22 protein-coding genes are annotated in these 26,112 nt (G+C 68.9%); 14 read left to right on the top strand and 8 right to left on the bottom strand.

From position 1 onward, the window contains the following. Positions 1–410: 410 nt before the first annotated feature. The 4 genes from DIE02_RS32145 to DIE02_RS32130 form a co-directional block, all read right to left on the bottom strand. Positions 411–2,264 carry a sigma-70 family RNA polymerase sigma factor gene (locus tag DIE02_RS32145; RefSeq protein WP_124530184.1) on the bottom strand — a complete coding sequence of 618 codons (1,854 nt, stop codon included), beginning with the start codon at positions 2,262–2,264 and terminating at the stop codon, positions 411–413. Positions 2,265–2,280: 16 nt separating this feature from the next. Beyond that, on the bottom strand, positions 2,281–2,598 hold the full coding sequence (locus DIE02_RS32140; protein ID WP_124489117.1) for a high-potential iron-sulfur protein: 318 nt from the start codon (positions 2,596–2,598) through the stop codon (positions 2,281–2,283). A 76-nt stretch (positions 2,599–2,674) separates the two neighbouring features. Further along, positions 2,675–3,931 carry a c-type cytochrome gene (locus DIE02_RS32135; protein ID WP_124530182.1) on the bottom strand — a complete coding sequence of 419 codons (1,257 nt, stop codon included), beginning with the start codon at positions 3,929–3,931 and terminating at the stop codon, positions 2,675–2,677. A gap of 82 nt (positions 3,932–4,013) precedes the next feature. Then, on the bottom strand, positions 4,014–5,741 hold the full coding sequence (locus tag DIE02_RS32130; RefSeq protein ID WP_044849070.1) for a methanol/ethanol family PQQ-dependent dehydrogenase: 1,728 nt from the start codon (positions 5,739–5,741) through the stop codon (positions 4,014–4,016). Between the two features lie 652 nt (positions 5,742–6,393). Between DIE02_RS32130 and DIE02_RS36235 the strand changes: the two genes are divergently transcribed. From DIE02_RS36235 to DIE02_RS32110, 4 genes are all read left to right on the top strand, one after another. Beyond that, positions 6,394–7,275 carry an energy transducer TonB gene (locus tag DIE02_RS36235; RefSeq protein WP_260441541.1) on the top strand — a complete coding sequence of 294 codons (882 nt, stop codon included), beginning with the start codon at positions 6,394–6,396 and terminating at the stop codon, positions 7,273–7,275. A gap of 10 nt (positions 7,276–7,285) precedes the next feature. Further along, a complete protein-coding gene (locus DIE02_RS32120; RefSeq protein WP_124523772.1) occupies positions 7,286–8,002 on the top strand; it encodes a MotA/TolQ/ExbB proton channel family protein in 717 nt (238 codons plus the stop codon). Next, entirely contained in the window at positions 7,999–8,427 is a 429-nt protein-coding gene (locus DIE02_RS32115; protein WP_124489114.1) for a biopolymer transporter ExbD, read from the top strand. The genes DIE02_RS32120 and DIE02_RS32115 overlap by 4 nt, the downstream gene beginning before the upstream one ends. A gap of 88 nt (positions 8,428–8,515) precedes the next feature. Continuing rightward, entirely contained in the window at positions 8,516–10,816 is a 2,301-nt protein-coding gene (locus DIE02_RS32110; RefSeq protein WP_124523770.1) for a TonB-dependent receptor, read from the top strand. Here DIE02_RS32110 and DIE02_RS32105 read toward each other — a convergent pair. Further along, positions 10,801–11,796, bottom strand: a complete 996-nt coding sequence (locus DIE02_RS32105; protein ID WP_124523768.1) for an alpha/beta fold hydrolase — start codon at positions 11,794–11,796, stop codon at positions 10,801–10,803. The two genes, DIE02_RS32110 and DIE02_RS32105, sit on opposite strands and share 16 nt — an antisense overlap. A gap of 330 nt (positions 11,797–12,126) precedes the next feature. On the opposite strand from DIE02_RS32105, the gene DIE02_RS32100 reads away from it, so the two are divergent. The 6 genes from DIE02_RS32100 to pqqE all read left to right on the top strand — a co-directional run bounded on the left by DIE02_RS32100 (position 12,127) and on the right by pqqE (position 17,633). After that, positions 12,127–14,142 (top strand): sigma-54-dependent Fis family transcriptional regulator, encoded by a 2,016-nt coding sequence (locus tag DIE02_RS32100; RefSeq protein ID WP_124523766.1) that lies wholly within the window; start codon positions 12,127–12,129, stop codon positions 14,140–14,142. A 302-nt stretch (positions 14,143–14,444) separates the two neighbouring features. Further along, complete coding sequence (gene pqqA / locus DIE02_RS32095) at positions 14,445–14,519, top strand: pyrroloquinoline quinone precursor peptide PqqA (protein WP_006410019.1); 75 nt, start codon at positions 14,445–14,447, stop codon at positions 14,517–14,519. 64 nt (positions 14,520–14,583) lie between these two features. Beyond that, complete coding sequence (gene pqqB / locus DIE02_RS32090; RefSeq protein WP_124489110.1) at positions 14,584–15,507, top strand: pyrroloquinoline quinone biosynthesis protein PqqB; 924 nt, start codon at positions 14,584–14,586, stop codon at positions 15,505–15,507. 2 nt (positions 15,508–15,509) lie between these two features. Further along, complete coding sequence (pqqC, locus tag DIE02_RS32085; protein WP_124523765.1) at positions 15,510–16,229, top strand: pyrroloquinoline-quinone synthase PqqC; 720 nt, start codon at positions 15,510–15,512, stop codon at positions 16,227–16,229. Further along, complete coding sequence (gene pqqD / locus DIE02_RS32080; protein ID WP_124489108.1) at positions 16,226–16,507, top strand: pyrroloquinoline quinone biosynthesis peptide chaperone PqqD; 282 nt, start codon at positions 16,226–16,228, stop codon at positions 16,505–16,507. Before pqqC ends, pqqD begins: the two co-directional genes overlap by 4 nt. A gap of 7 nt (positions 16,508–16,514) precedes the next feature. Continuing rightward, positions 16,515–17,633, top strand: a complete 1,119-nt coding sequence (gene pqqE, locus DIE02_RS32075; RefSeq protein ID WP_124523763.1) for a pyrroloquinoline quinone biosynthesis protein PqqE — start codon at positions 16,515–16,517, stop codon at positions 17,631–17,633. Between the two features lie 28 nt (positions 17,634–17,661). Here the strand turns inward: pqqE and DIE02_RS32070 are convergent, their stop codons facing one another. Then, positions 17,662–18,726 (bottom strand): DNA topoisomerase IB, encoded by a 1,065-nt coding sequence (locus tag DIE02_RS32070; protein WP_124523776.1) that lies wholly within the window; start codon positions 18,724–18,726, stop codon positions 17,662–17,664. Positions 18,727–19,201: 475 nt separating this feature from the next. On the opposite strand from DIE02_RS32070, the gene DIE02_RS32065 reads away from it, so the two are divergent. The 4 genes from DIE02_RS32065 (at position 19,202) to yjfF (ending at position 23,899) form a co-directional block, all read left to right on the top strand. Continuing rightward, entirely contained in the window at positions 19,202–20,164 is a 963-nt protein-coding gene (locus tag DIE02_RS32065; RefSeq protein WP_124523762.1) for an ABC transporter substrate-binding protein, read from the top strand. A 68-nt stretch (positions 20,165–20,232) separates the two neighbouring features. Further along, entirely contained in the window at positions 20,233–21,747 is a 1,515-nt protein-coding gene (locus DIE02_RS32060; RefSeq protein WP_124530181.1) for a sugar ABC transporter ATP-binding protein, read from the top strand. Beyond that, positions 21,744–22,784 (top strand): ABC transporter permease, encoded by a 1,041-nt coding sequence (locus tag DIE02_RS32055; RefSeq protein ID WP_124523758.1) that lies wholly within the window; start codon positions 21,744–21,746, stop codon positions 22,782–22,784. Before DIE02_RS32060 ends, DIE02_RS32055 begins: the two co-directional genes overlap by 4 nt. Then, the gene (gene yjfF / locus DIE02_RS32050; RefSeq protein ID WP_124523756.1) at positions 22,781–23,899 is read left to right on the top strand and encodes a galactofuranose ABC transporter, permease protein YjfF; all 1,119 of its coding nucleotides are present in this window, start codon (positions 22,781–22,783) and stop codon (positions 23,897–23,899) included. The genes DIE02_RS32055 and yjfF overlap by 4 nt, the downstream gene beginning before the upstream one ends. A 3-nt stretch (positions 23,900–23,902) precedes the next feature. Here yjfF and DIE02_RS35720 read toward each other — a convergent pair whose 3' ends face one another. Together DIE02_RS35720 and DIE02_RS32045 are read right to left on the bottom strand one after the other, a co-directional pair. After that, positions 23,903–24,067 carry a hypothetical protein gene (locus DIE02_RS35720; protein WP_185641042.1) on the bottom strand — a complete coding sequence of 55 codons (165 nt, stop codon included), beginning with the start codon at positions 24,065–24,067 and terminating at the stop codon, positions 23,903–23,905. A 137-nt stretch (positions 24,068–24,204) separates the two neighbouring features. Then, positions 24,205–25,365 carry a porin gene (locus tag DIE02_RS32045; protein ID WP_124523754.1) on the bottom strand — a complete coding sequence of 387 codons (1,161 nt, stop codon included), beginning with the start codon at positions 25,363–25,365 and terminating at the stop codon, positions 24,205–24,207. Positions 25,366–26,112 lie beyond the last annotated feature (747 nt).

Here is a 26,112-nt window from a genome sequence, read left to right as displayed (position 1 = left end):
CGCGCCCAGAAGCCTTCGTAATCCTGCTCGGCTTCGGCGACCAGCGCGCGGTAGGCCGGCATGCCGGAGATGTTGGCGCGCTCGCGCGCGTCGGCCGACGGTTCGAAGATTCGGTGTTCCTGCAGGATCGATACGAGGGCAGTCAAGGTGTTCTCCGTGGAAATCGTTGGTGTGCGGCCTGACTGTTGAAACGCAACTTGCATGCCAATCGAACGGGTATTCGGCCGGAGCGGCGTGCGTGCGCGTTGCAGTGCGGTTCACGTAGATCGATATGCAGTGCAAAGCATAAAAAGACCAGGCACTCGGTGCGCTTGCCGGCCTGCGCGTTGCGTCGAAATGCAGCAGCGGGTGTTGCAGGCGTCAACACGGCACACGATACGCGGCGTGCACGCCGCTGGCCGGACGCCGCGCTACGCGATGAACGACCGGAGCGTGCCGAGCGCGTCGGATGCGCGAAGCCGCGCGAGCGCCGACGCCTCGATCTGCCGCACGCGTTCGGCGGACAGGTTCAACTGGCGGCCGATGTCGCGCAGCGAGCAGCCTTCGTCCGCGTGCAGTCCGTAGCGCAACCGCAGGACCGTCGCCTCGCGCGGCGGCAGCCGGTCGATCGCGGCGGCGATCGTATGGCGCAACTGGGCGGCGCCGGCCGCGTCTTCGGGCGACGGCGACGACAGGTCCGGCGCGACGTCGGCGAACGTCATGTCGCCTTCCGGCGACACCGGCAAATCCGCCGACACCGGCTCCTTCACGATCGCCATCAGGTCGCGCACCTTGTCGACCGGCTCGCCCATGTGGACGGCCAGTTCGGCCGGCGTCGCGGCCGTGCCCGTGCGTTGCCGATGCTCGCGCGCGAGCCGCGTCAGCTTGTTCAGCGCGTCGACCGTATGCGTCGGCACGCGGATCGTGCGGCCGAGGTCGGCGAGCGCATGCGTGATCGCCTGCCGGATCCACCAGGTCGCGTAGGTCGAGAAACGGAAACCGCGCCGGTAGTCGTAGCGCTCGATCGCCTTCAACAGGCCGATGTTGCCTTCCTGGATCAGGTCGGCGAACGCCAGGCCGCGATCGGGATAGCGCTTCGCGATCGACACGACGAGCCGGAGGTTCGCGTCGAACAGTCCGGTCCTCGCCGGCTGCATCGCGCGCTCGATCGCGGCGAGCCGCGCATCGAGCGACGCGGTCGCGCCGGGCGGCAGCGCCGACGCCGGGGCATCGCGCACGATCGCGGCGCGTGCGTCGACGAACTCGGCCGCGCGCCGCGTCAGCGTCGGCCCGCAGGCCGGATGGGCGGCGATGCACGACGCGAGCCAGCCCGCGTGGTCGTCGTCGGTCGACCGCGCAAACGACGGCGGGACGCCCACGTCGGCCAGCATCCGCGCCAGCCGGCCCCGCAGCGCGCGCTGCCGGCATGCGCGCTTGCGCAACGGTTCGCTCATCCGTTCGAGTGCGCGGGCGGACAGGCTCACCGTGCCGAGCAGCGCCGCGACGTCGCGGACTTGCGCGCGATACGCGGCGGAAGCGCTGCCGCCCGACAGCAGCGCCGCGCGCATGCCGCCGGCGAGCGCGTCGATGCGGGCGAGCCGTGCCACGACGGCGTCGCGCCAGGCCGAATCCTCCGGCGGCGTCTCGTCGTCGCGTGCGGGTTCGCCGGTGGAAGCGGCCGTAGCGTCCGCATCGACCCTGTCCGCCGGGCGGTCGTCGCGCGGGCCGTCGGCGAGAAAGATCACGTAGGTCGATGCGGCGGTCCGGCATTCGGCGATCTCGGTGCGGATCGACACCAGCGCGTCGAGTGCATCGGGATCGCCGCACAGCACCGCGACCGACGCCGCGCGGCCGCGCTCGATGCGCTGCGCGTACGCGAATTCCTCGTCGCGCGTGAGGAGCGGTGTCGTGCCCATCTCGCGCAGGTACAGCCGGACCGGGTCGGTCGTGCGCGGCGCGAGCAGGTCGGCCGCGGCGAGCGTGCCGGCGCCGTCGGCCCATGCACGCGCGGGCGGCGCGGGCCGGAAGTAGCGGTCGAGCGTCCAGCCGCTCGCGGTATCGGCGCTGTCGCACACCGCGATGCCGAGTTCGGCGAGCACCGCGGCGGCCGCATCGATGCCGCCGTCGCCCGCATCGTCGTCGGGCAGCGCGTCGATGATGTCGCCGCGCGTGACGAAGCCGCGCGACAGGCCGGTCGCGATCAGCGCGTGCAGATGTGCGCCGGCGTGGGGCGGCGCGCCGTCGTCGATGCCGGCCGCGGGCGCCGGTGCGTGCCGCGCCGGCATCCCGTCGCGCGACGCGTCACGCGCGCTTCGCATACACGTTGCACCAGCCGTCCGCCGCGACCAGCTTGCCGCCGAACATCGGACACGTGCCGGCGGCATCCGCCGCTTCGCCCTTGTAGAAGCGGCAGTTCACGCAGCGCTGGCCGGCCTGGTATTTCGGGAACTGCGCGGCGTCGACGCTGGACGCACGCGCGCGATAGCCGAGCGTCTTCGCGGCGGCGTCGTTCTCGTCGACGAGCGGCGGCGCCGCGAGTGCCGTGCGTGCGGCGGCGAGCGTCGCGCACAGGCCGATGGTATGGATGATGAAGGTTCTGCGGGAGGTCGGGTACGTCACGGTCGTTTCCTGGTGAAGATGAAATCGTGGGGAAGGGCGCGGCCCGCATCGCGTGGCGGAGCCGCTTGCCCCGGTGTTACTGGCTCGCGTCCTTGTGCGCGGCGGGACCGGCGATGAGCGGCGCGGTCGATGCGTGGGCGCTATCGGCCGTCAACTTGCTCTTGCCGGCGGCATAGCCGTTCGACGCGAGCAGGAAGGCCATCAGGTCCGCGTAGTCTTCGTCCTTCAGCTTGCCGGGCTGGTCCGCCGGCATGTTGGTCGCCATGTAGCCGAACACGCCGCCGATCGTCAGGTGCGAATGCGACAGCGGCGCGAACGACGGGCCGCTCAGCGCGGGCGCGGTGTTGCCTTCGAGGTCGGCGCCGTGGCACTTCGCGCACGCATTGCCGTAGATTTCCTTGCCGTGTGCGACCTGGGCCGCGTCGAACGTCGGCGCTGCGTCGCCGGTGCTCGCGGCGACGCGGATGAAGCCGCCTGTGGGCACGTTGCGCGCGCGCAGCAGGCTACCGGGCGCGCGGCCTGCGCTCGCCGTCGCGCCGTCGAGGAAACGCGACGGCGTGCTCGACTCGTGCGCTTCGAGCGCGCTGCCGGGCAGCGCCCACTTGCGGGTCAGCGCGGCCAGCCGGCCGTTGTCCTTCATCCGCGTGAGTGCCGCGTCGATCCGCTGCTGCAACGCGGCCGAGCGCGGCGCGAACGCGAACGTGAGCTGCCACTCCGCATACGGCGACGCGGTCGCGCCGATGCGGAACGCCTGTTTCGGATGCGCGGCCTGGTACGCGACGACCGCCGGATACCAGACGATCGCGCGATGCGCGCGGCCGCGGGCGACCGCGTCGACCGTTTGCTCGGACGTGTTCTCGAGATCGAAGCGCGCGTTCTTCTGCTGAACCGCGATCAGTTGCGCGGGGCTCGCGTAGGTGGCCGCGACGATTTCCCGGCCGGTCGGCGGCGTGACGGCGTCGCGGCGCGTGACGCTCACGTAGCCCGAGCGCAGGTAGCCCTGCGAGAACAGCAGCTTCGTGTCGGATGCGTCGGCGATGGCCGAGCGCGGGAAGCCGGCGAGCACGTCGCAATCGCGTTCGAGGATGCCGGCGAGTTCGTGCGCGGATACGCCGTCGTCGTCGCTGCCGCCCGCGTCGTGTGCGGCGAAGCTGGCGACGATGCCGGCCGTGCGGAACACCTCGCGGGCGACGGCCTTGTCGAGCGCGGCCGTCGGCGTGCCGGGCAGCGAGCAGACGCGTACCGCCGTCGCGGCCGTGGACGGCACCGGGGGCAGCGCCGTGCCTGCCGCGAGCGCACTGGCCACGGCGAGGCGGGAAAGTCGGAGGTTCATGATCGTACGCTCGGTTGAAAAGGAGAAGGGAGGCGGCACCCGCGCCGGCGGCGCGGGTGCGATGCGGTTGAACGGACGTCGATCAGCCGCGGTCGAGGGCGAACACGTACAGCGTGCCGCCGCGCGGCACGTCGTCCGCCGCCTTGGCCATCGGGCCGCCCCAGATCGGATTGGCGCCGCCGTAGCCGGCGAGAACTGCTACGTACTCCTTGCCGTCGACTTCGAAGACGGACGGCTGCGCGATGATCCCGCTCGCGAGCTTCGGGCTCTCCCACAGCACCTTGCCGGTCGACACGTCGAACGCGTACAGGTGGCCGTCGAGCGAGCCGCTGAACGCGAGGCCGCTCGCGGTCGTCGCGACGCCGCCGTTCCACGGCAGCTTGCTCCAGTGGCTCCACACCTTCTTGCCGGTGTTCACGTCGATCGCCTGGAGTTCGCCGTAGCCTTCGCTGCCGGGCTCCGGCTTGATCTCGAAGCCTTCGCCAAGATACGGCAGCCCTTCCATGTAGTTGACCGACTTGCCCGACAGGCTCATGCACGCATGCAGCGCCGGGACGATCGCGAGATGGCGCACGGGGTCGTACGACATCGACCACCAGTTCTTGCCGCCGAGGAAGCTCGGGCACGTGTCGATCGTCGTGCCGACCTTCGGATACTTCGCGGGATCCTGGATCGGCGCGCCGTCTTCCGTGTAGCCGGTGACCGACGTCGCCTTCACGAACGGCTCCGCATAGATCAGCTTGCCGGTGTCGCGGTCGATCGCATGGAAGTAGCCGTTGCGGTCGGCATGGACGATCGCGTCGTGTTCCTTGCCCTTGTACTTGATCGTCGCGAGCACCGGTGTGTTGACGCCGTCGTAGTCCCAGGTGTCGTGCTTGGTGTACTGGTAGTGCCACTTGAGGTCGCCGTTCTTCGGATCCAGCGCGAGCAGCGAATCGGAGTACAGGTTGTCGCCCGGCCGCAGGTCCGCGAGCCACGGCCCCGGGTTGCCGACGCCCCAGTACAGCGTGCGCGTCGCCGCGTCGTAGGTGCCGGTCAGCCAGGCCGGTGCGCCGCCGTGCGCCTGCATGCCGTCGGGCCAGGTATCGGCGTGCTTCTCGCCCTGGCCGGGGATCGTGAAGCGCTTCCACAGCAGCGTGCCGTCGTTCGGGCTGAGCGCCGCGATGAAGCCGCGTGCGCCGTATTCGCCGCCCGAGCTGCCGACCACGATCGCGCCGTCGAGCGCGAGCGGGGCGAGCGAGAACGCGTAGCCGAGCCCCGGTTCGAACATCTGCTTCTTCCACACGAGCGCGCCGGTCTGCGCGTCGAGCGCGGCCACCTCGCCGCTCAGCATCGCGACGTAGACGTTCTTGCCGTACAGCGCGACGCCGCGGTTCACGACGTCGCAGCAGGCCGTCTTGAACGATTCCGCGCCGAGCTTCGGTTCGTATTTCCACAGCTGCGCGCCGGTGGCCGCGTCGAACGCGTACACGTTGTCCTTCGGCGTGGTCACGAACAGGTAGCGGCCGTTGACGATCGGCGTGGCCTCGAAACCCTGCTTCAGCTCGGCCGGAAACTTGTAGCTCCACGCCTGCGTGAGCTGCTTCACGTTCGACGCGTCGATCTGCTTGAGCGGCGAATGCGCCTGGCCGCTGTACGTGCGGTAGTAGGTGAGCCAGCCCGGATCGCGTTGTGCATCCGTGAGCCGCTGGTACGTGACGGCCGGATAATCCGCGGCAGCGTCCACCAGGCCGGGATTCAAGGCGATCGCGGCAGCCGCCGCGATGCCGATCGTTGCCAGTCGGCTCGTCGAAGCCGAGAGTTTTTTCATGGTTGTCTCCTGAGTCATTGTGGTCGCACCGCGGCCAACACATGGCCGGGCCGGCAGGGTGGGGATCCGGGTCCAGTGCGCAGCCAGTCATGCAAATCGCATGCCACTGCGGCGCGCGCCTTGCCGGGCAAGGCGCAGCGGCCGATTGCGCGCGTTGCGGCGACGCGGGCGGCGCGGCGCGGGTGATCCGCGGGTGTTGCGTTCGGGGACAGCCGCGGGCCGAGTGTTGCGAAACATGACAACGCCGTGAGCGGACGGGAGCCGCGCGCATGCGATACGTGGCGCACGGCCAATCGCGGCGGTCATGCGCGAGGGCATGCCTGAATGGATGACGGTGCGGCGCAGGGACGGCGATCGTCGTCGACTGTGTGAGTCGATGGCGCGCCGTTACCCGGTGCGACGCACGCATGCAACGGACCGCGCGCCCGCGGCGGCGCGCTCGATCCGAACGGCGCTCACGCATACGACTGCGCGAGCGCCGTACCGTTGATCCAAATTGACACAGGTGCAACAGCGGTGGCACGAACTGCAACAGGTCGGCGGTTGCGGATCGACGCGTGGCGGCTTCGACCGGCGCCAGGCGGGCGATGCGGGCATCGGCATGCTTCTTGCCGTTCGCACCGGCAACGATTCCGCGCAGCGAGAAACCGCCATGCCTGTCCCGATGCCGTTCGATGCCAATCGCAGGTCCGAGCGCCGCCGCGTGGTCGCGCTCGCATACGGCATCGCGCCCGTCGGCGCGGATGCGGCGACGATCGCGATGTCGCAGGCCGTGCGCGCACGCGAACCGCTGCACACGGTCGCGCTGGCGGTATTCGCCGTCCACGCGGCCATCACGGTCGCGCTGTGGCATGCATGGGTGCCAGCTGCCCGCCCGACGCTAGCCCGTGCGCTCGCCGTCGAGGTGGACGCGAGCGAATCCGCGCGGGTGGCCGAACCGGGCGAGCAGCGCCGTACGGATCGCGCAACACCGGTTCCTCCCGTGCACGGGCCTTCGCATGCGCGCCGCGAAACGGTCATGCCTCGGGAGATTCGGCCGAACCCGACGGTGCCGCGTCGGGTCGATCGCACAAGTCCTTCGCGCCAGCCCCCAGCCGCAACCGCCGTGGCGCGGCCGGACGGCGAATTGCAGCGAGCCGGGGCGGTACCGGAACCGGCGTCGCCGGCCGCCGCACACGCATCGGCCGATACCGCGACGGTGCCTGCGCACGCGGCGCCCGCCGCACCATCGGCAACCGCGCCCGAACCCGTCACCGCACCGCGCTTCGCGGCGGCCTACCTGCGCAATCCTGCGCCCGACTATCCGGACGCCGCGCAGCGGCGCGGCTGGGAAGGCACCGCGTTCCTGAACATGCATGTGGTCGCGAGCGGCCGGCCCGACCAGGTCCTGCTGTCGGCGAGCAGCGGACACGACGCGCTCGACGAGGCGGCCGTCGCGGCGGTCACGGACTGGCGCTTCGTGCCGGCGAAACGCGGCACGGAATCGATCGACGGCTGGGTCAGGGTGCCGGTCGTGTTCAAACTCGGAAACTAGGGAGTCCTTCATGTCTGACTACATCCACTACGCGGTCGTCGGCGCGTTTGCGCTCCTCGCGGTGCTGTCGGCGCTCACCTGGACGCTGATCGTCGTCAAGGCACTGCTGCATGCGCGCGTCGTGCTCGGCAACCGCCGCTTTGCCGCGGGCCGCGGCGATCGCACGGCACTGTCGATGCCGACGGACGACGAGGCGGCCGCCAGCTCCAACGCGCGCCTGCAGCGCGCCGTGTGCGCCGCATTGCGCGATCTCGACGCACCCGAGCCGCACGCCCCGGCCACATTGGTTGCGTGGGACCGCCGCGACCTGCTCGAACGCACGCTCGCGCGCGCGATCCGGCGCGAACGGCGGCCGCTCGAGCGCGGGCTCACCGTGCTCGCGTCGATTGCGAATGTCGCGCCATTCGTCGGGCTGTTCGGCACTGTGTTCGGCATCGTCCACACGTTGCAGTCGATGACGGCGTCGGCCACGAACGGCATCGATGCGATCGCGGGGCCGATCGGCCAGGCGCTGGTCGCGACCGGGATCGGGATCGGCGTCGCGATTCCGGCGGTGCTGGCTTACAACCTGTTCCTGCGGCAGCTCAAGACCGTGACGGCCGGGCTCGACGAGTTCGGGCAGGACCTGATCGCGCTGGCCGAACAGCGCCGCTTCCGGATCGACGCGCCGGTGCATGCCGCGCTGCCGGCGGCAAGCAATGCGGGCGTGCGCCGGGCGGCCGTATGAGGACGGACGAGCGCGAAGCCGACGCGGGCGAACCGCTCGGCGAGATCAACGTGACGCCGCTCGTGGACGTCGTCCTCGTGTTGCTGGTGATCTTCATGGTCGCGGCGCCGCTGATGACGCATGCGATCCGCGTCGACCTGCCGAAGGCAGCCGCGCCCGCGCGCGACCCGCGTGCGTCGACCGTCACCGTGACCGTCGACGCGCACGGCGCGATCCGGATCGACGGCACGCCGGCCGCGCCGGCCGAGGTCGAAGCCGTGCTGACACGCCGCGTCGCGCACGACCCGCAGACGAGCGTGAGCCTGCACGCGGACCGCAACGAGCCGTTCGGCACCGTGGCCGGCGTCATCGCGTCGATCGGACGCGCGCGTGTCGCGCATGTCGCGATCGCGACGGCGGACGGCGCTGCCGGGCCGGCGCCATGAGCGAACGGGGGCGGCGGAGATGGCCGCCGACCTATCGATACGGACAACGATATAACGACGCGACGACAAGAAAAGAGGAGACGTGGACATGAAGGAAACCGATGGGGCGAAGCGCCGCTTCGCCGCACGGCGCGCGGGCGTGACGCTGTGCTTCGGCGGCATGCTCGGCGGCTGGCTCGCGCCCGCGTCGGCGCAGGTCGAACCGGCCGGCAACGCCGATGCGCCGACGCTCGCGCCGATCGTCGTCGTCGGCACGACGCCGCTGCTCGGGATCGGCACGCCGCTCTCGCGCGTGCCGGCCAACGTGCAGACGATTCGCGGCGAGGACCTCGCGCGCCAGCACGACAGCGTGTTGACCGACTACTTCGAGAAGAACGTCTCGAGCGTCGACATCAACGAGGCACAGGGCAATCCGTACCAGACGGACGTGAACTACCGCGGCTTCACCGCGTCGCCGGTCGTCGGCACGCCGCAGGGGCTGTCGGTGTTCGTCGACGGCGTGCGTGTCAACGAGCCGTTCGGCGACGTCGTGAACTGGGACCTGATCCCGCAAGCGGCGATCGACACGATGCAGCTGATCCCCGGTTCCAATCCGACCTACGGCCTCAACACGCTCGGCGGCGCGCTCGCGATCACGACGAAGAACGGCAGGACGAGCCCGGGCGGCGCCGCGCAGGTATCGATCGGCTCGTGGGGACGCAAGACCGCGCAGATCGAGCAGGGCGGACGCATCGGCAGCCACCTCGACTATTACGTGACGGGCAACGTCGCGAACGACAACGGCTGGGCCGATCACAACGCGAGCCGCGTGCGGCAGGGCTTCGGCAAGCTGCGCTACACGGACGCCGATACGACGCTGTCGATCTCGGCCGGCGGCGCGGACAACGCGCTGCAAGGCTCGCAGACGATTCCGCGCACGTTTCTCGACAATCGCGCGCAGGCCTACACCTATCCCGACCTGAACCGCAACAGCGCCGCATACGTCACCGTGGCGGGCGACCATTCGTTCGGCGACCGCGTGCAGCTGAGCGGCAACGTCTATTACCGGCACTATCGCAACACCAACATCAGCAGCAACGTGAACGACGATTTCGGCAGCGTCGACGGCAGCGGCGCCACCGACACCGTGCAGGCGACCAACGCGCGCTCGGTGATCGCGACCGACAGCTACGGCGCGAACCTGCAGCTGACGCTGCTCGGCAAGCTCGCCGGCATGGACAACCAGTTCGTGGCGGGCGCATCCGCCGATCTCGCGAACTCGGGGTTCGAGCAATCGTCGCAGGATGCGATGTTCACGGCGACGCGCGCGACGGTCGGCATCGGCGACTTCACGCAGACGACGCGCGCGAAGACGCGCAACGCGAACTACGGCGTCTACTTCGACGACACGCTCGCGCTGACGCGGCAATGGTCGCTGACACTGGCCGGGCGCTACAACGTGTCGCGCGCGGCGATCGAGGACGTGAGCGGCCTGCAGCCGCTGCTGACCGCGCGCCATACGTTCGCGCGGTTCAATCCGGCCGTCGGCGTCACGTGGAATCCGGCGCCGGGCTTCACCGCGTATGCGACGTACAACGAAGGAATGCGCTCGCCGACCGCGATCGAGCTCGCGTGCGCCGATCCGGCCGCGCCGTGCTCGTTGCCGAACGACTTTCTCGCCGATCCGGCACTGAAGCCCGTGATCGCGAAGACGATCGAGCTGGGCGCGCGCGGCCGGGTGGGCCAGGCGACGACATGGAGCGCGGCCGTCTACCGCACGACGCTCGACGACGACATCCAGTTCATCAGCAGCAACGGCGGCGCGAGCACGCTCGGTTATTTCCAGAACGTCGGCAAGACGCGCCGGCAAGGCTTCGAACTCGCGGGCCATACGCAGCTCGGGCCGCTCGGCATCGGCGTCAGCTACAGCTATGTCGACGCCAGCTACCGCTCGACGTGGACCGAAAGCAGCGCGAGCAATTCGAGCGCCGATGCGCGCGGCAACATCGTCGTCCGCTCCGGCGACCGCATTCCGGGGATTCCGTCGAGCACCGTGAAGCTGCGGCTCGACTATGCGGCGACGCCGAAGTGGACCGTGGGCACCCGCATCACGTATCGCAGCGGCGTGTTCGCGCGCGGCGACGAGAACAACCAGGACGAAAATGGCAAGGTGCCCGGCTATTTCCTCATCGACCTCGACACGACCTGGCAGGTCACGAAGCAGCTGCAGCTGTTCGCGTCGGTGACCAACCTGCTCGACAAGCGCTATGCGAGCTTCGGGATGCTCGGCCGGAACGTCTTCAATGGTCCGGACCATTCGTTCGACGGGCTCAATGCCGTCAACGAACAGTTCGTCGGGCCGGGCGCGCCGCGCGGCGCATGGGTCGGCGCGCGCTATGCGTGGGACTGAACGGGCGGCTCGGCATGTTGTGGTGCGTCTGCCGCCGCGACGTCGAGCATCTTGCGTACCGCGCGGGCGATGCCACGCGCGAGCGCAGCATCGCTCGCGAGATGCCCGGCCGGCACACGCTCGACGATGGCGGCCGGCACCGCGCGCGCGAGTCGATCGACGTTGTCGACCGGGCACACGCGGTCGCGCGTGCCGTGCACGGCATGTATCGGCACGCCGGCTTGCGCGGCTTGCCGGGCGAGCGCCAGCAAGCGGCGTTCGCCGAGCCAGCAATGGCGTTGCAGGTAGTGCGCCTGGATCCGGTACTTGTCGATCAGCCGGTCGATCGCGGCTTGCGCCGGCCGCGCGCCGCGCGCCGGCCGCCCGGACAGGATCGCGTCTTCATACGCGTTCCATGCGAGCGCGACCGCGCGCTGCCGCGCCGCGTCGGCGCCCGGCTGGAGACGCCGCGCGCAGCAGGCGATCAGGCGATCGGCGCGCGCGGTGCCGGCGGCGGCCGTCAGGCGCTGCCAGGCCCGCGGCGCGCGTGCGCGTGCACCGACGAACAGGCCGCGCACTTCGCGCGACGACGTGAGGAACAACCCGCGCAGCACGACGCCGGTGACGCGCGACGGATGCCGTCCCGCGTAGGCGAGCGCGAGCGCCGCGCCCCACGACCCGCCGACGACGCCCCAGCGTGCGATGCCGAGCCGCGCGCGCAGCGCGTCGAGATCGCCGATCAGTCGCATCGTGTCGTTGTGACGCAGGCCGCCGCGCGGCGTCGATGCACCCGCGCCGCGCTGGTCGACCAGCACGACGCGTGTGCGCGTCAGGTCGAACAGGCGCAGCACGGCCGGCCGGCTGCCGCTGCCGGGCCCGCCGTGCAGCACGACGACCGGAGCGCCGCGCGGGTTGCCGGCCTCGGTCCACGCGATCGTGCATGCATCGCGGGACAGGCGGCGCACGGGGAAGGCGGAGCGGTGGCTGCGTGATTGCGACATGTCGGCCGGGCGTAGAGGGAGACGGAGCGGGAAAGGCAATCGCGCGATGCGGCCACGCCCGACCCGTATGAAGCCAGATTCGCGCCGGCGATGAAGATAGGGATTCGTCCGGGTGGCGGCACGCGTGCGTTTCACGTTATCACGTCGATCACGCGCTCGGGACGCCGCATCGACGGCAAGCCAGTGCCGTCATTTCATTTCCCTTTCAATTTCGGTCGGCGCGGCGATGCAACGAAACCAGATCGTGCGCGCATCCCATCGTGGCCCGATGTTTGCTTGCATCAAGCGCAAACAGTCCGGCAGCGACCGGAAGGATCCCCGGAGGAGACAATGCGCGATGACGTTCATCCGACGGCCAACGCACGGGCCACGCATGCGCCCGGCTGGCCGACGCCGACGATCCAGAAGTCCCATGAGCGGTCCGAGACGTTCGGCCTGCAGGCGTCGGCACGTCCCGACTACGACCTGCTGTCCGGCGCCGCGCTGGCGCTCAAGCGCGAGCAGAACCGCGTGCTGTGCGTGCATGCGATGCCCGTGATGGAGACGCTGCACGAGCAGATCGTCAACACGCAGAGCATGATCGTGCTGACCGATGCGGAAGGGCTGATCCTGCATTCGATCGGCGACGATGACTTCCTGCGGCGCGCGGAGCGGGTCGCGCTGCGCCCCGGCGCGAACTGGGCCGAGAACCGGCAGGGCACCAACGCGATCGGCACCGCGCTCGCGGAGCTGTGTCCGATGGTCGTGCACGGCGACCAGCACTTCCTGGCCGCGAACCATTTCCTGACCTGCTCGAGCGTGCCGATTCTCGATCCGTACGGCGACGCGATCGGCGTGCTCGACGTGACGGGCGACCACCGCAGCTATCACCAGCACACGATGGCGCTCGCGAAGATGTCGGTGCAGATGATCGAGAACCACCTGTTCACGACGACCTTCCAGGAAACGCTGCAGGTGTCGTTCCACGGCCGCCCCGAATTCCTCGGCACGCTGATGGAAGGGATCGTCGCGTTCACCGCGGACGGCCGCTTCCTGTCGGCCAACCGCAGCGCGCAGTTCCAGCTCGGGATGCCGCTCGCCGCGCTGCGCGCGCATACGCTCGCGTCGCTGTTCGACGTGACGAGCGCGCAACTGATCGACCGGATGCGCGCGAGCACCGAGCCGCACGTGTCGCTGAACCTCGGCAACGGCGCGGTGGTCTGTGCGCGCGTGCAGTTCCGGCGCGCGTTGCGGGCCGAGGGCAGCCGGCCCGCCGAGGTGCACGACGGCGCCGCCCCCGCCGCGCGGCCGCCTGCCGCGCAGGGCGCGGCGAGCCTGTCGCGCCTCAGCTATCTCGACACCGGCGATCCGCAGGTCGCGGCGGTGATCGCGAAGGTCCGCAAGGTGATCGGCAAGGACATTCCGGTGCTGATCACCGGCGAAACCGGCACCGGCAAGGAACTGCTCGCGCAGGCGATCCACAACGACTCGCCGCGCCGCGACGGGCCGTTCGTCGCCGTCAACTGCGCGTCGATTCCGGAGACGCTGATCGAATCCGAACTGTTCGGCTATGAGGAGGGCGCGTTTACCGGCGCCCGCCGCAAGGGCGCGACCGGCAAGCTGCTGCAGGCCAACGGCGGCACGCTGTTTCTCGACGAAATCGGCGACATGCCGTATCCGCTGCAGGTGCGGCTGCTGCGCGTGCTGCAGGAGCGCATCGTCAACCCGCTCGGCTCGACGAAGGCGATCGGCGTCGACATCGCGATCATCTGCGCGACCCACCGCGACCTGCGCGAGATGATCGCGCAGAACCGCTTCCGCGAGGACCTGTACTACCGGCTCAACGGCCTCGTCGTACGGCTGCCGCCGCTGCGCGACCGCACGGACCTCGCGGTGGTCGTCCAGAAGATGCTGCAGCGGGAGACGCTGTCGGGGCCCGGACGCCGACCGTTGAGCGTCGCGCCCGACGTGATGGCGCTGTTCGAGCGTTGCGCGTGGCCGGGCAACTTCCGGCAGCTCGCGAACCTGCTGCGCACCGCGGCCGCGATGGTCGACGACGACTGCGAGATCCGCTGCGAGCATTTGCCGGACGACTTCTTCGACGACGTGCGGCGCGACGGCGGCGCGGCGGCGCAGGGCGCCGCTGCGCCGCCAGCGCTCGCAGCGGAAGCGCCAGCGTTCGCGAACGCGACCACGGCCGGTGATGCGCGGTTGCAGGACGTGGCCGCATCCGCGATCGCGGCCGCGCTTGCGCGTCATGGCGGCAACGTGTCCGCCGCCGCACGCGCGCTCGGCGTGTCGCGCAACACGATCTACCGCAAGATGCCGGCCGCCGGGCCGGATGCGCTGGAGCCGGACGAACCCTGACGAACCCTGACGGAAGCCGCGACTGTCACACCGGTGTGTCAGGTTGCAACACCCGGTGTTCAAGGATTCAACACTTGCTCACCAGGCCGCGCGCATCGTGAACCGTCGCTCGACGGATTCTGAAATATTTATGTCGGTCAATCGTAAGGATTCCGGTGCCGTGACCACCCGGCGGTGGCCGCACGCCTGCGCACACCGCCGCGCGACGCAAATCCGGCCCCGGCACGCTCCTTGCTGAATGGGTATCGGCCGCTCGATCGATGCGGTTTGTTCGACTCACCAACTCAACAAGGAGACACATCATGCAGTGGACCACCCCGGCTTATACCGACCTGCGTTTCGGTTTCGAAATCACGATGTACATCGCCAACCGCTGATCGACGCGCGCAGTGCCGCCCGCATCGACGGACACGATGCGGGCGGCACCCGGAGCACACGCAGATGAAGATCAAGATACTCGGCTCGGGCGCCGGCGGCGGACTGCCGCAATGGAACTGCAACTGCGGCAACTGCCGTCGCGCGCGGGCCGGCACCGACGGCATCGTGCCGCGCACGCAATCGTCGATCGCCGTCAGCGGCGACGGCAGCGACTGGGTGCTGGTGAACGCGTCGCCGGACATCCTCGCGCAACTGCGCGCGGCCCCCGACCTGCAGCCCGCCCGCGCGATCCGCGACAGCGCGATCGTCGCCGTCGTGCTGTGCGACGCGCAGATCGATCACGTGACGGGCCTGCTGATGCTGCGCGAACGCACGTCGCCGCTGCCGCTGTACGCGAGCGCACCGGTGCTCGACGACCTGTCGACCGGGCTGCCGCTCGTGCCGCTGCTCGGCCACTACTGCGGGGTCGACGTCCACCCGATCGCGCCGGGCCAGCCGTTCGCGATCGCGGGCGCCGGCGGCCTTCGCTTCACCGCCGTGCCGGTCGACAGCAAGCCGCCGCCGTATTCGCCGCGCCGCGAGGCGAGCGTGCCGGGCGACAACATCGCACTCCTGATCGAAGATACGGCGACCGGCCGGCACGCGTTCTACGCGCCGGGGCTCGCCGACGTCGACGACGGCGCGCGCGCCGCGATGCGCGACGCCGATCTCGTGCTGGTGGACGGCACCTTCTGGACCGGCACCGAGATGATCGACCTCGGCCTGTCGTCGAAGCACGCGGCCGACATGGGGCATCTCGCGCAGTGCGGCGACGCGGCGCGGCCGGGGATGATCGAGCAGCTGCGGCAGTTGCCGGCGCACACGCGCAAGGTCCTCACGCACATCAACAACACGAATCCGATTCTCGACCCAGGTTCCGCGCAGCGCGCGCAGTTGCGCGAGCACGGCATCGAGGTCGCCCACGACGGCATGCAATTCGAGGTCTGACCATGAACGCACCGATTCCCGCCGCGGCGCTGCACGCGACGCCCTGGAGTGCGCAGGAGTTCGAGGCGCGCCTGCGCGCGCTCGAATCGCGCTACCACATCCATCATCCGTTCAACCGGCGCTTGAACACCGGCGCGTGCTCGCCGGCGCAGATCCGCGGCTGGGTCGCGAACCGCTTCTACTATCAGGTCAGCATTCCGCTGAAGGACGCGGCGATCCTGTCCAATTGTCCGGACCGCGACACGCGCCGGCTGTGGGTCGAGCGGATTCTCGACCACGACGGTCACGGCGGTCAGGAAGGCGGGATCGAGGCCTGGGCGCGGCTCGGCGAGGCGGTCGGCATCGAGCGCTCGGAGCTGTGGTCGCTCGCGCACGTGCTGCCCGGCGTGCGGTTCGCGGTCGACGCCTACGTCAATTTCGCGCGGCACGCACCATGGCAGGAGGCCGTGTGCTCGTCGCTGACCGAGATGTTCGCGCCGCAGATCCACCTCGACCGGCTCGCGGGCTGGCCGTCCCACTATCCGTGGATCGAGGCGGACGGGCTGCAGTATTTCCGCAGCCGCGTGCCGCTCGCGCAGCGCGACGTCGAACACGGGCTCGCGGTGACGCTGAGCCATTTCACGACACCGGACGCGCAACGGCGCGCGCTCGACATCCTGTCGTTCAAGCTGGATGTGCTGTGGTCGATTCTCGATGCGATTGAAAAGGCGTACCCCGCATGAACTCCAACGAAGCCGTCAGCGGCGTGCCGCTGCGCCCCTCGCTGAGGGGCATGTACCGTCTGCAGTGGGAGGCGGCCCAGGATGCGTACGTGCTCCTGTATCCGGAAGGAATGGTCCGGCTCAACCCGAGCGCGGGCGAGATCCTCGCGCGCTGCGACGGCAAGCGCGAGCTCGACGACATCATCGACGAGCTCGAGCGGCTGTTCAGCACGTCGGACCTCGCGTCGGACGTCTATCGCTTCCTCGATCATGCGCGACTGCGCGGCTGGCTCGACTGACATGGACATGACACCGCCTCCGAACCGCCCGAGCGCGCCGCTGTGGCTGCTCGCCGAGCTCACGTACCGCTGTCCGCTGCACTGCGCGTTCTGCTACAACCCCGTCGACTTCGCGACGCACGGCGCGGAGCTCGACACCGACGCGTGGCGCACGGTGATCAGCGACGCGCGCGCGCTCGGCGCCGCGCAGATCGGCTTTTCCGGCGGCGAACCGCTGCAGCGCGACGATCTGGAGGTGCTGGTCGAGCATGCGCGGTCGCTGGGTTTCTATACCAACCTGATCACGTCGGGCGTGGGCCTGAATGCCACGCGCATCGGCCGGCTCAAGGCGGCCGGCCTCGATCATGTCCAGTTGTCGCTGCAGGATTCGACGCGCGAGCTGAACGACTTCCTGACCAGCACGCGCACCTTCGACCTCAAGCGCGGCGTCGGGCGGCTGATCAAGTCGCATGGCTATCCGATGGTGCTGAACTGCGTGCTGCACCGGTACAACCTGCCGCACGTCGGCCAGATCATCGAGATGGCGCTCGACCTCGGCGCGGATTTTCTCGAGCTTGCCAACACGCAGTATTACGGCTGGGCGATGCTGAATCGCGACCAGCTGATGCCGACCGCCGAACAGCTGCGCGAAGCGGAGGAAACGGTCAACCGCTACCGGAAGCTCGTCGGCGAACGGTGCAAGATCCTGTTCGTCGTGCCCGACTACTTCGAGCAGCGGCCGAAGGCCTGCATGAACGGCTGGGGCTCGGTGTTCCTCGGCGTCGCGCCGGACGGCACCGCGCTGCCGTGCCATGCCGCGCGCGGCTTGCCGGGCCTCGCGCTGCCGAACGTGCGCGACCGGTCGCTGCAGGAGATCTGGTACGACAGCGACGCATTCAACGCGTTTCGCGGCGACGGGTGGATGCGCGATCCGTGCCGCACCTGCGACGAGCGTCACACGGATCACGGCGGGTGCCGCTGCCAGGCGTACATGCTGGCCGGCGATCCGGCGCAGGCCGATCCGGTCTGCGCGAAGTCCGAACATCACGGCCGGGTCGAACAAGTCGTGCAGTTCGCGCGGCGGGCAGGGCGCGAGGACGAGCGGCCGCTGATCTTTCGCAGTATTGCGAATTCGATCGCGAGCTGAGCGGCAGCGGGCGGCATGTCGGTGAGCCTCACTTGTTCGACCGCTTGACCGCTTGCCGCGCCGCCTGCTCGAGCAGCGCCGCGAACGCCGCTTCGTCGACGCGCAGCCCCCTCGGCGTGCGGCGCACCTGCAGCGCCGCGAGCATCCCGGCCTCGAACGTATCGAGCACCACCGGATGAATGTAGCAGCGCCGGCACACGGCCGGCGTGTTGCGCAAGACCTCGGCGACGGTGCGCACCGTTTCGACGATCTGCTTGCTGGCGTGCGCGACGTCCTGCTGCGGGACGCGCCGCAGCAACGCGAGCGCCTGCACGCTGCCTGCCCACGTCCGGTAATCCTTGGCCGTGAACGCCGCGCCCGCTGCGTCGCGCAGATAGTCGTTCACGTCGCACGAGCCGACCGAATGGCGCGTGCCGTCTTCGTCCAGATATTGGAACAGCTCGTGTCCCGGCAGCTCCGCGCAACGGCGCACGATACGGCCGACGCGCGGGTCGTCGACCGTCACGTCGTGCTCGATCCCGCTCTTGCCCGTGAAGCGCAGCCGCACCTGGCCCGGACCGATCGTCACGTGGCGCTTGCGCAGCGTCGTCAGCCCGTACGACGCGTTCTCGCGCGCATACTCGGCGTTGCCGATCCGCGCGAGCGTCGTGTCGAGCAGCCGGACGACCGTCGCGACGATCTTCGCGCGCGGCATGCCGGGCAGCGCGAGATCGCGCGCGACGCGTGCGCGGATGCGCGGCAGCGCGCGGGCGAATTCAGCCATCCGTGCGTACTTGTTCGCGTCGCGTGTCGCGCGCCACTGCGGGTGATAACGATACTGCTTGCGTCCGCGCGCGTCGCGCCCCGTCGCCTGCAAATGGCCGCGCGGGTCCGTGCAGATCCACACGTCGGTGTAAGCGGGCGGAATCGCGAGCGCGTTGATGCGGGCGATCTCGTCGGCGTCGCGGATCCGCGTGCCGTCCGGCGCGTAGTACGCGAAGCCGTTGCGCAGCCGCCGGCGCGTGTAGCCGGGGCGCCGGTCGTCGACGTGGCGCAGCGGGGCGGCGGACACGTCCGCGTCCGGAGGTGCCGCGCGGGGCGTGCGCGTCTTCATGCTGCGATGCGTCGATCGACGCGCGCGGTCGATCCGCGCATCGGCGCGGCGGGCTCCGCTCGTCGCTGCTGCTGGCATCGTCTTCTCCTTGTCGTTCGCGCGATTCGGAGCGTGACAGCAAGAAGCGTGCGCCGTGCTTGCGGCGCCATGCCGTTACCGTTGCGCCGGCCGACCATGGAGAAAAACAATCCGGGTGGCGTTCTCGTTGATCGCCCCGAGTTCATTTGACGACGCCGCCCCGCCCGCTTAGGTGTTTATACGTATGCCGATACCGATATCGCTTCAATCCAATATTTCATTGGAAGGTTATCGGACTTGTTCCTAGACTGATCCGGGGCGTACATCTCGGGCCGGCCGCAACGGCCGGGCCGCCTCGCCCCGAACCGCGCCCGTGCCACGCAGAACCACAACAGCACGACACGGCACCGCGCCAGGCCGGCGCCGCGGCATACAACGACACCATCGGAGACGGACCATGACATTCATCAGGAAGCTGGCGGCCGGCGCGATCGTCGCCGCGGCGACGGTGCTGGCCACCGGCGCGCACGCGCAGCAAAAGCCGATCACGCTCGGGTTCTCGCAGGTCGGCGCGGAAAGCGCGTGGCGCACCGCGAACACCGTGTCGGTGAAGGGCGCGGCGAAGGAGGCCGGCATCAACCTGAAATTCTCGGACGCGCAGCAGAAGCAGGAGAACCAGATCCGCGCGATCCGCTCGTTCATCGCGCAGAAGGTCGACGTGATCGCGTTCTCGCCGGTCGTCGAGTCGGGCTGGGAGCCGGTGCTGACCGAAGCGAAGGCGGCCCGTATCCCGGTGATCCTGACCGATCGCGGCGTCGACGTGAAGGATCCGTCGCTGTACGTGACGATGATCGGCTCCGACTTCCTCGAGGAAGGGCGGCGCGCGGGCCACTGGCTGGAAGAGCGCTACAGGAACGATGCGGGCCCGGTCAACATCGTCGAGCTGCAGGGCACGGTCGGCTCGGCGCCCGCCAACGACCGCCGCGCGGGCCTGCTCGAAGTGATCAAGAACAATCCGAAGTTCAAGGTGATCGCGTCGCAAAGCGGCGACTTCACGCTCGCCGGCGGCAAGCAGGTGATGGAAGCGTTCGCGAAGACCTACGGCAAGCAGATCAACGTCGTCTACGCGCACAACGACGACATGGCGCTCGGCGCGATCCAGGCGATGGAAGAGGCCGGCATCAAGCCCGGCAAGGACGTGAGCGTCGTGTCGTTCGATGCGACCAAGGGCGGCTTCCAGGCGATGGTCGCCGGCAAGATCAACGTCGACGTCGAATGCAGCCCGCTGCTCGGCCCGCAGCTGATGACCGCGGTGAAGGACGTGGTCGCCGGCAAGCAGCTGCCGAAGCGCATCGTCACGAACGAGACGGTGTTCCCGATGAGCGTCGCGGCGCAGGTGCTGCCGACCCGCAAGTACTGAATCCCGGCGCACGCGGACGGCGGCGCGTTCGCCGCCGTCCGGCCGCCGCTTCGAATCGAGGGCGATCCATGACGAGTCCGCCGGTGGTCGAGATGATCGGCATCGACAAGGCGTTTCCGGGTGTCCACGCGCTGCAGCGCGTGAACTTCCGGCTGTTTCCGGGCGAGATCCACGCGCTGATGGGCCAGAACGGCGCCGGCAAGTCGACGCTGATCAACGTGCTGACCGGCGTGCACGCGCACGACGCGGGCGAGATTCGCGTCGGCGGTGCGCCGGTGAGTTTCGCCGCGCCGCGCGAGGCCGAGGCGGCCGGGATCCAGACGCTGTACCAGGAAGTGAACCTGTGCGCGAACCTGTCGGTCGCGGAGAACATCTTCGCGGGCCGGCAGCCGATGCGGCGCGGCGCGATCGACTGGAAGACGATCCACGCGCGGGCACGCGATGCGCTCGCCGAGCTCGACCTGTCGCTCGACGTCACGCGCTCGCTCGACGCGTATCCGATCGCGGTGCAGCAGATGGTCGCGATCGCGCGGGCCGTGTCGGTCGACGCGCGCGTGCTGATTCTGGACGAACCGACGTCGAGCCTCGACGACGGCGAGGTCGCGCGGCTGTTCGACGTGCTGCGCCGGCTGAAGGCGTCGGGCATCGCGATCCTGTTCGTCACGCACTTTCTCGAACAGACCTACGCGGTGTCCGACCGGATCACCGTGATGCGCAACGGCGAGCGCGAGGGCGAGTACCTCGCGCGCGACCTGCCGGTCGACCTGCTGGTCGCGAAGATGACCGGCCGTGAGCCGATGTCCGGCACGCTGCAGGCGGGCGCGGCGGCCGTGCAGCGCGATGCCGATGCGGCCGCGCCGTTCCTGTCGATGCGGCAGGTCGGCCGGCGCGGGATGATGAGCCCGCTCGATCTCGACGTGCGGCCCGGCGAAATCGTCGGGCTGGCCGGGCTGCTCGGCTCGGGGCGCACGGAGACCGCGCGGCTCGCGTTCGCGGCCGAGCGCACCGACACCGGCGCGATCGAGATCGACGGCGCACGCACGCGGCTCGCGTCGCCGCACGACGCGGTCCGAAACGGGATCGCGTATTGCCCGGAGGATCGCAAGAAGGAGGGCATCGTCGCCGCGCTGTCGATCCGCGAGAACATCGTCCTCGCGCTGCAGGCGCGGCGCGGCTGGTGGCGGCTGATCAGCCGTGCGCGCCAGCGCGAGCTCGCCGACACGTACATCGCGCGGCTCGGCATCAAGGCGCGCGACGCGGAGCAGCCGATCGGGCTGCTGTCGGGCGGCAACCAGCAGAAAGTGCTGCTCGCGCGCTGGCTCGCGACGGAGCCGAAGCTGCTGATCCTCGACGAGCCGACCCGCGGCATCGACGTCGCCGCGAAATTCGACATCATGGAGCGCGTGCTCGCGCTGTGCGCGCAAGGGCTCGCGATCCTGTTCATCTCGTCGGAGATCAGCGAAGTGGTGCGCGTGAGCCACCGGATCGCGGTGCTGCGCGACCGCCGCAAGGTCGCCGAACTGACCGGTGCCGACGCGTCGGAGGAACACGTGTACCAACTGATTGCGGGAGGCCGGTCATGATGCGGCTCCGTGGATTGCTTCGTCATCCGCTCGTGTGGCCGGTGCTGACGCTCGCGCTGCTGTTCGCGCTCGACGTCGCGCATCGGCCGGGCTTCCTGGCGATCGCGCTGCTCGACGGTCACCTGTTCGGCGCGCCGGTCGACATCCTGAATCGCGCGGCGCCGCTCGTGATCGTGTCGCTCGGCATGACGCTCGTGATCGCGACGCGCGGGATCGACATCTCGGTCGGTGCGATCGTCGCGATCGCGGGCGCCGCCGCGGCGATCGTGCTCGACGGCGATCCAGCGCGGGTCGGCACGGCGCTCGCCGCCGCGCTCGGCGTCGGGTTGCTCGCCGGCGCGTGGAACGGCGTGCTCGTCGCGTTCGTCGGGATGCAGCCGATCATCGCGACGCTGATCCTGATGGTCGCCGGACGCGGCATCGCGCAGCTGCTGACCGGCGGGCAGATCATCCCGATCGGTGCGCCCGGCTACCTCGCACTCGGCGGCGGCTATCTCGCGGCCGTGCCGTGCGCGGTCTGGATCGCGCTCGCGACGATCGCGGCGACCGCGCTGCTGGTGAACCGTACGGCGCTCGGCCTGTTCATCCGCGCGATCGGCGTGAACCCGGTCGCGACGCGGCTCGTGGGCTTGCGCGCGGGGGCGGTCGTGTTCGGCGTGTATCTGTGCTCCGGCGTGATGTCGGCGCTCGCCGGCATCCTCGCCAGCTCGAACGTGCGCAGCGCCGACGGCAACAACGCGGGGCTGCTGCTCGAGCTCGACGCGATCCTCGCGGTGACGCTCGGCGGCACGTCGCTGCTCGGCGGCCGCTTCAGCCTCGCCGGCTCCGTGCTCGGCGCGCTGATCATCCAGACACTCACCTACACGACCTATTCGATCGGCGTGCCGCCGGAGGCGACGCTCGTCGTGAAGGCGATGGTCGTGATCGTCGTGACGCTGATCCAGTCGGACGCGGCGCGCGCGCTGGTCGTCCGGCACGCGTCGCGGCTGCTGCCTTCCGCGCGTTCGCGCGCCACCACCGGAGCGACGCCGCGATGAACCGATTTCTCGCACGGCTCGCCGACCCGCGCACGCTGCCGATCGTCGTGACGATCGTGCTGTTCGCCGCGCTGTTCGGCTTCGGATCCGTGATGTATACGGGTTTCTTCTCGATGCAGGTGCTGACCGGGCTGCTCGTCGACAACGCATTCCTGCTGATCGTCGCGATCGGGATGACGTTCGTGATCGTGTCGGGCGGCATCGACCTGTCGGTCGGCTCGGTCGTTGCTCTGACAACGATCTTCTGCGCGGTCGGCGCCGAGCGATGGCACTGGCCCGTCTGGGCGATCGTGCCGCTCGTGCTCGTGTTCGGCGCGTTGTACGGTGCGGCGATGGGCGCGCTGATTCATTACTTCCGGCTGCAGCCGTTCATCGTCACGCTGGCCGGGATGTTTCTCGCGCGCGGCGCGTGCTTCCTGATCACGACGCAGTCGATTACGATCAACGAGCCGACCTTTCATGCGCTCGCGGGCATCAGCGTGCCGGCGGGCGGCGGGACGCTGAGCGCGGGCGCGCTGATCGCGCTCGCGACGCTGGCCGCCGCGCTCTACGTCGCGCATTTCACGCGCTTCGGCCGCAACGTGTATGCGATCGGTGGCAACGAGCGCTCGGCGCTGCTGATGGGGCTGCCGGTCGCGCGCACGAAGGTCGGCGTGTATGCGCTGAGCGGCTTCTGCTCGGCGCTCGGCGGCGTGGTGTTCACGCTGTACGTGCTGTCCGGCTACGGGCTGCAGGCGCAGGGAATGGAACTCGATGCGATCGCCGCGACCGTGATCGGCGGCACGCTGCTCACCGGCGGAGTTGGGTACGTGATCGGCTCGGTGTTCGGCGTCGGCATCCTCGGCACGATCCAGGTGCTGATCACGTTCGACGGCACGCTGAGCTCGTGGTGGACGCGGATCGTGATCGGCGCGCTGCTGTGCGTGTTCTGCCTGCTGCAGCGGATCATCGAGCGGCATGCGGCGCGGCGGCGGAGCGGCGGCACCGGGCTCGATCCGAAACGGCGCAAGCGGGAAGTCGCGCAGGCCGGGTCAGCTGCGCCGGGTGACGATGCGGCGCTGGTGTCGACGATGCGGCGGGTGTGGCGCTTCACGCCGTCGGCGGCGCGCCGGTGACGGTTATGCAGGTTCGGGCATATCCATCTCTGGTTCGGCGTTGAACGGCGTATGTTTCGACGCATCGGCGATGCCGATGTGTTTCAGCAACGCGGTCAGCTGCTCGATCGCGTGCAGGTCCAGCGCATCGAGCGGCTCCCGTACCGTCTGCACGAACGCCGCATGCATGCTCGTCGAGTCATGCCACGATATCGGCAAGGCGGCCGTTGCCGGCGAGCACGGCCGGTTCGTCGAGCGCCGCGCCGGCCGGCCGTCACAAGTGTTTGGGGACGACCGCCGGACATGCCGGCGCCCCGAAGTGACGATCAGAACCGATGACGCAGCCCCAAATTGACCAGGGCCTGCTTTTTCGTGCCGTTGTAGCCGTATGAACCGATCGACGCCTGTGCCGGCATTGCACCGCCGGCACCGTTCGCGGTATTCCCGCTTGCGTGCTGATAAGCGGCCGTCATGTAGACATCCGTCCGCTTCGACAGGTTGTAATCGGCACCGACGGATGCCTGGTGGTAGTTCGCCGAGGTGTCGCCGCCCGACTTCGTGAAGCTGTAGCCGACCCCGACGAGCAGCGCCGCGGACGCCTGATAGTTCAGGAAGCCCTGGGCGGTGTTGTAGTGTTCGTTCTTCGCGAACACCGATGCGCCGTCGCGTCGATATTGGGCGTTGCTGTAGCCGGCGCCCACGGTGAACGCACCGATCACATACTGACCGGCCACGCGAGCGATGCCGATGGAATGGGCCGTCTGGTAGCCGGTATTGATCGCGCCGTCGAACGTGCCGTCCGACGTGCTCGACCATGTCGTGCGATTGCCCGTGACGGGATTCGCGTTGGCTGCATAGAAGTAGCCGCCGGCGAGACTCAGCGGACCGTTGGCGTACGACACGCCGGCCGAATACGACTGCTTCGAGCCGGTGCTGCCCGCGACACCGCCCAGCGAATACATCGCCTCGAACTGGAGTCCGGCGATGACGGGCGACGTGTATTTGACCGCGTTGTCGACGCGGAAGCTGTTGTCGTAGTTGTCGACATCACCGGCGGTGGCGAACACGCTGCCGAAGTAGTTGTCGGCGGTAATCGGCTGCACGAGGTCGATCAGCGGATCGTATTGGCGACCGAGCGTGAGCGAGCCATACTGGTTGCTGGTCAACCCGACATAGGCCTGGCGGCCGAAAATGCGGCTGCCCTGACCGAGGCCGCCCGTACTCGGATTGAAACCGTTTTCCAGCTGGAAGATCGCCGCCAGGCCGCCGCCGAGATCTTCCGAACCCTTGAGCCCCCAACGACTGCCCGACAGATTGCCGGCGCTGCTGTTGCCGAGCGCCCAAAGGTTCTTGCCGCCATCGGCGTTGCGCACGTACGTGAGCGACGTGTCGATCGTCCCGTAAAGCGTCACGCTCGACTGCGCGTGGGCTACGCCGCCCATCGTGACCGACGCGATCGCAAGGACAGGAAAAAATGCGTGTTTCATGGTCTCTCCTTTTGCAAGCATGCCTGCGTTCAAATGAACGGAAGCAGACTACATCGAGAGATTTCTAGTGCGAAATTAAAATGGCGAGGTGTCTCAAAAAAATAACGGAGAGTGATGCATTTCGGTTCGTGCAGGCTGGTCGAATTGACGATGTCTTTGATCGAAGTGGAGTTTGCGGAGAGAAGGGAGGGTGATTTTTTTCGATGAATAAATGAGGGTGCGGCGGGATAACATAGTCGTGATACGCCAATGATTTGATTTAATCGGACTTCATGGTTTTTTGGGAGCGATTTTCGATTTTATTATTGGCGAGTCCGGGGCGAGCCGGCGCGGAGTCGGCACTCTCGTTCATCGTGCAGCCTCATCGTCCGGGGTATGTGCCGACTCTTCGGGAAACCGTGCCGAGGCGTATCGAAAGATCCGGGGCGAGACGTGCGGAGTCGGACCGGCAAGGAAACCGCATCGAGTGATGGTGGTGCAGACACGCTCATTTCCGAGGCTGGGGTGCAGTGCATTCTGCATGCTTGGTCTACAGGCGCTGCGGTATTAACTCATGGTTGTTCCGCAAGCGACATCATCCGGGAAGGAAGGCGTTTTCAAACTGCGTCCCACATTGGAAAATTCCCGGTTATGGGCGTTGAAGACGCAGGAATCAGTGGCCGGAAAATTCGAAGACGATGGCGAGCCGATAATCGCTGCACGATGAGCGAGATCGATGTGCGGGTCGACCGTCCGATCGAATGGTGT

Source organism: Burkholderia sp. Bp8991 (genome assembly GCF_003853795.1).
Taxonomy (GTDB): Bacteria; Pseudomonadota; Gammaproteobacteria; order Burkholderiales; family Burkholderiaceae; genus Burkholderia.
Note: the sequence above shows the minus strand (reverse complement) of the source record. Positions and strands in the feature narration are given on the sequence as shown.

Excerpts from the sequence above, each read along its gene's own strand:
- yjfF (WP_124523756.1), top strand. The coding sequence starts at position 22,781 with ATGAACCGATTTCTCGCACGGCTCGCCGACCCGCGCACGCTGCCGATC.
- DIE02_RS32120 (WP_124523772.1), top strand. The coding sequence starts at position 7,286 with ATGTCTGACTACATCCACTACGCGGTCGTCGGCGCGTTTGCGCTCCTC.
- pqqE (WP_124523763.1), top strand. The coding sequence starts at position 16,515 with ATGACACCGCCTCCGAACCGCCCGAGCGCGCCGCTGTGGCTGCTCGCC.
- DIE02_RS35720 (WP_185641042.1), bottom strand. The coding sequence starts at position 24,067 with ATGCATGCGGCGTTCGTGCAGACGGTACGGGAGCCGCTCGATGCGCTG.
- pqqB (WP_124489110.1), top strand. The coding sequence starts at position 14,584 with ATGAAGATCAAGATACTCGGCTCGGGCGCCGGCGGCGGACTGCCGCAA.
- DIE02_RS32045 (WP_124523754.1), bottom strand. The coding sequence starts at position 25,365 with ATGAAACACGCATTTTTTCCTGTCCTTGCGATCGCGTCGGTCACGATG.
- DIE02_RS32070 (WP_124523776.1), bottom strand. The coding sequence starts at position 18,726 with ATGAAGACGCGCACGCCCCGCGCGGCACCTCCGGACGCGGACGTGTCC.
- DIE02_RS32110 (WP_124523770.1), top strand. The coding sequence starts at position 8,516 with ATGAAGGAAACCGATGGGGCGAAGCGCCGCTTCGCCGCACGGCGCGCG.
- DIE02_RS32065 (WP_124523762.1), top strand. The coding sequence starts at position 19,202 with ATGACATTCATCAGGAAGCTGGCGGCCGGCGCGATCGTCGCCGCGGCG.
- DIE02_RS32115 (WP_124489114.1), top strand. The coding sequence starts at position 7,999 with ATGAGGACGGACGAGCGCGAAGCCGACGCGGGCGAACCGCTCGGCGAG.
- DIE02_RS32055 (WP_124523758.1), top strand. The coding sequence starts at position 21,744 with ATGATGCGGCTCCGTGGATTGCTTCGTCATCCGCTCGTGTGGCCGGTG.
- DIE02_RS32060 (WP_124530181.1), top strand. The coding sequence starts at position 20,233 with ATGACGAGTCCGCCGGTGGTCGAGATGATCGGCATCGACAAGGCGTTT.
- DIE02_RS32130 (WP_044849070.1), bottom strand. The coding sequence starts at position 5,741 with ATGAAAAAACTCTCGGCTTCGACGAGCCGACTGGCAACGATCGGCATC.
- pqqC (WP_124523765.1), top strand. The coding sequence starts at position 15,510 with ATGAACGCACCGATTCCCGCCGCGGCGCTGCACGCGACGCCCTGGAGT.
- DIE02_RS32105 (WP_124523768.1), bottom strand. The coding sequence starts at position 11,796 with ATGTCGCAATCACGCAGCCACCGCTCCGCCTTCCCCGTGCGCCGCCTG.
- DIE02_RS32145 (WP_124530184.1), bottom strand. The coding sequence starts at position 2,264 with ATGCCGGCGCGGCACGCACCGGCGCCCGCGGCCGGCATCGACGACGGC.
- DIE02_RS36235 (WP_260441541.1), top strand. The coding sequence starts at position 6,394 with ATGCCTGTCCCGATGCCGTTCGATGCCAATCGCAGGTCCGAGCGCCGC.
- DIE02_RS32100 (WP_124523766.1), top strand. The coding sequence starts at position 12,127 with ATGCGCGATGACGTTCATCCGACGGCCAACGCACGGGCCACGCATGCG.
- pqqD (WP_124489108.1), top strand. The coding sequence starts at position 16,226 with ATGAACTCCAACGAAGCCGTCAGCGGCGTGCCGCTGCGCCCCTCGCTG.
- DIE02_RS32135 (WP_124530182.1), bottom strand. The coding sequence starts at position 3,931 with ATGAACCTCCGACTTTCCCGCCTCGCCGTGGCCAGTGCGCTCGCGGCA.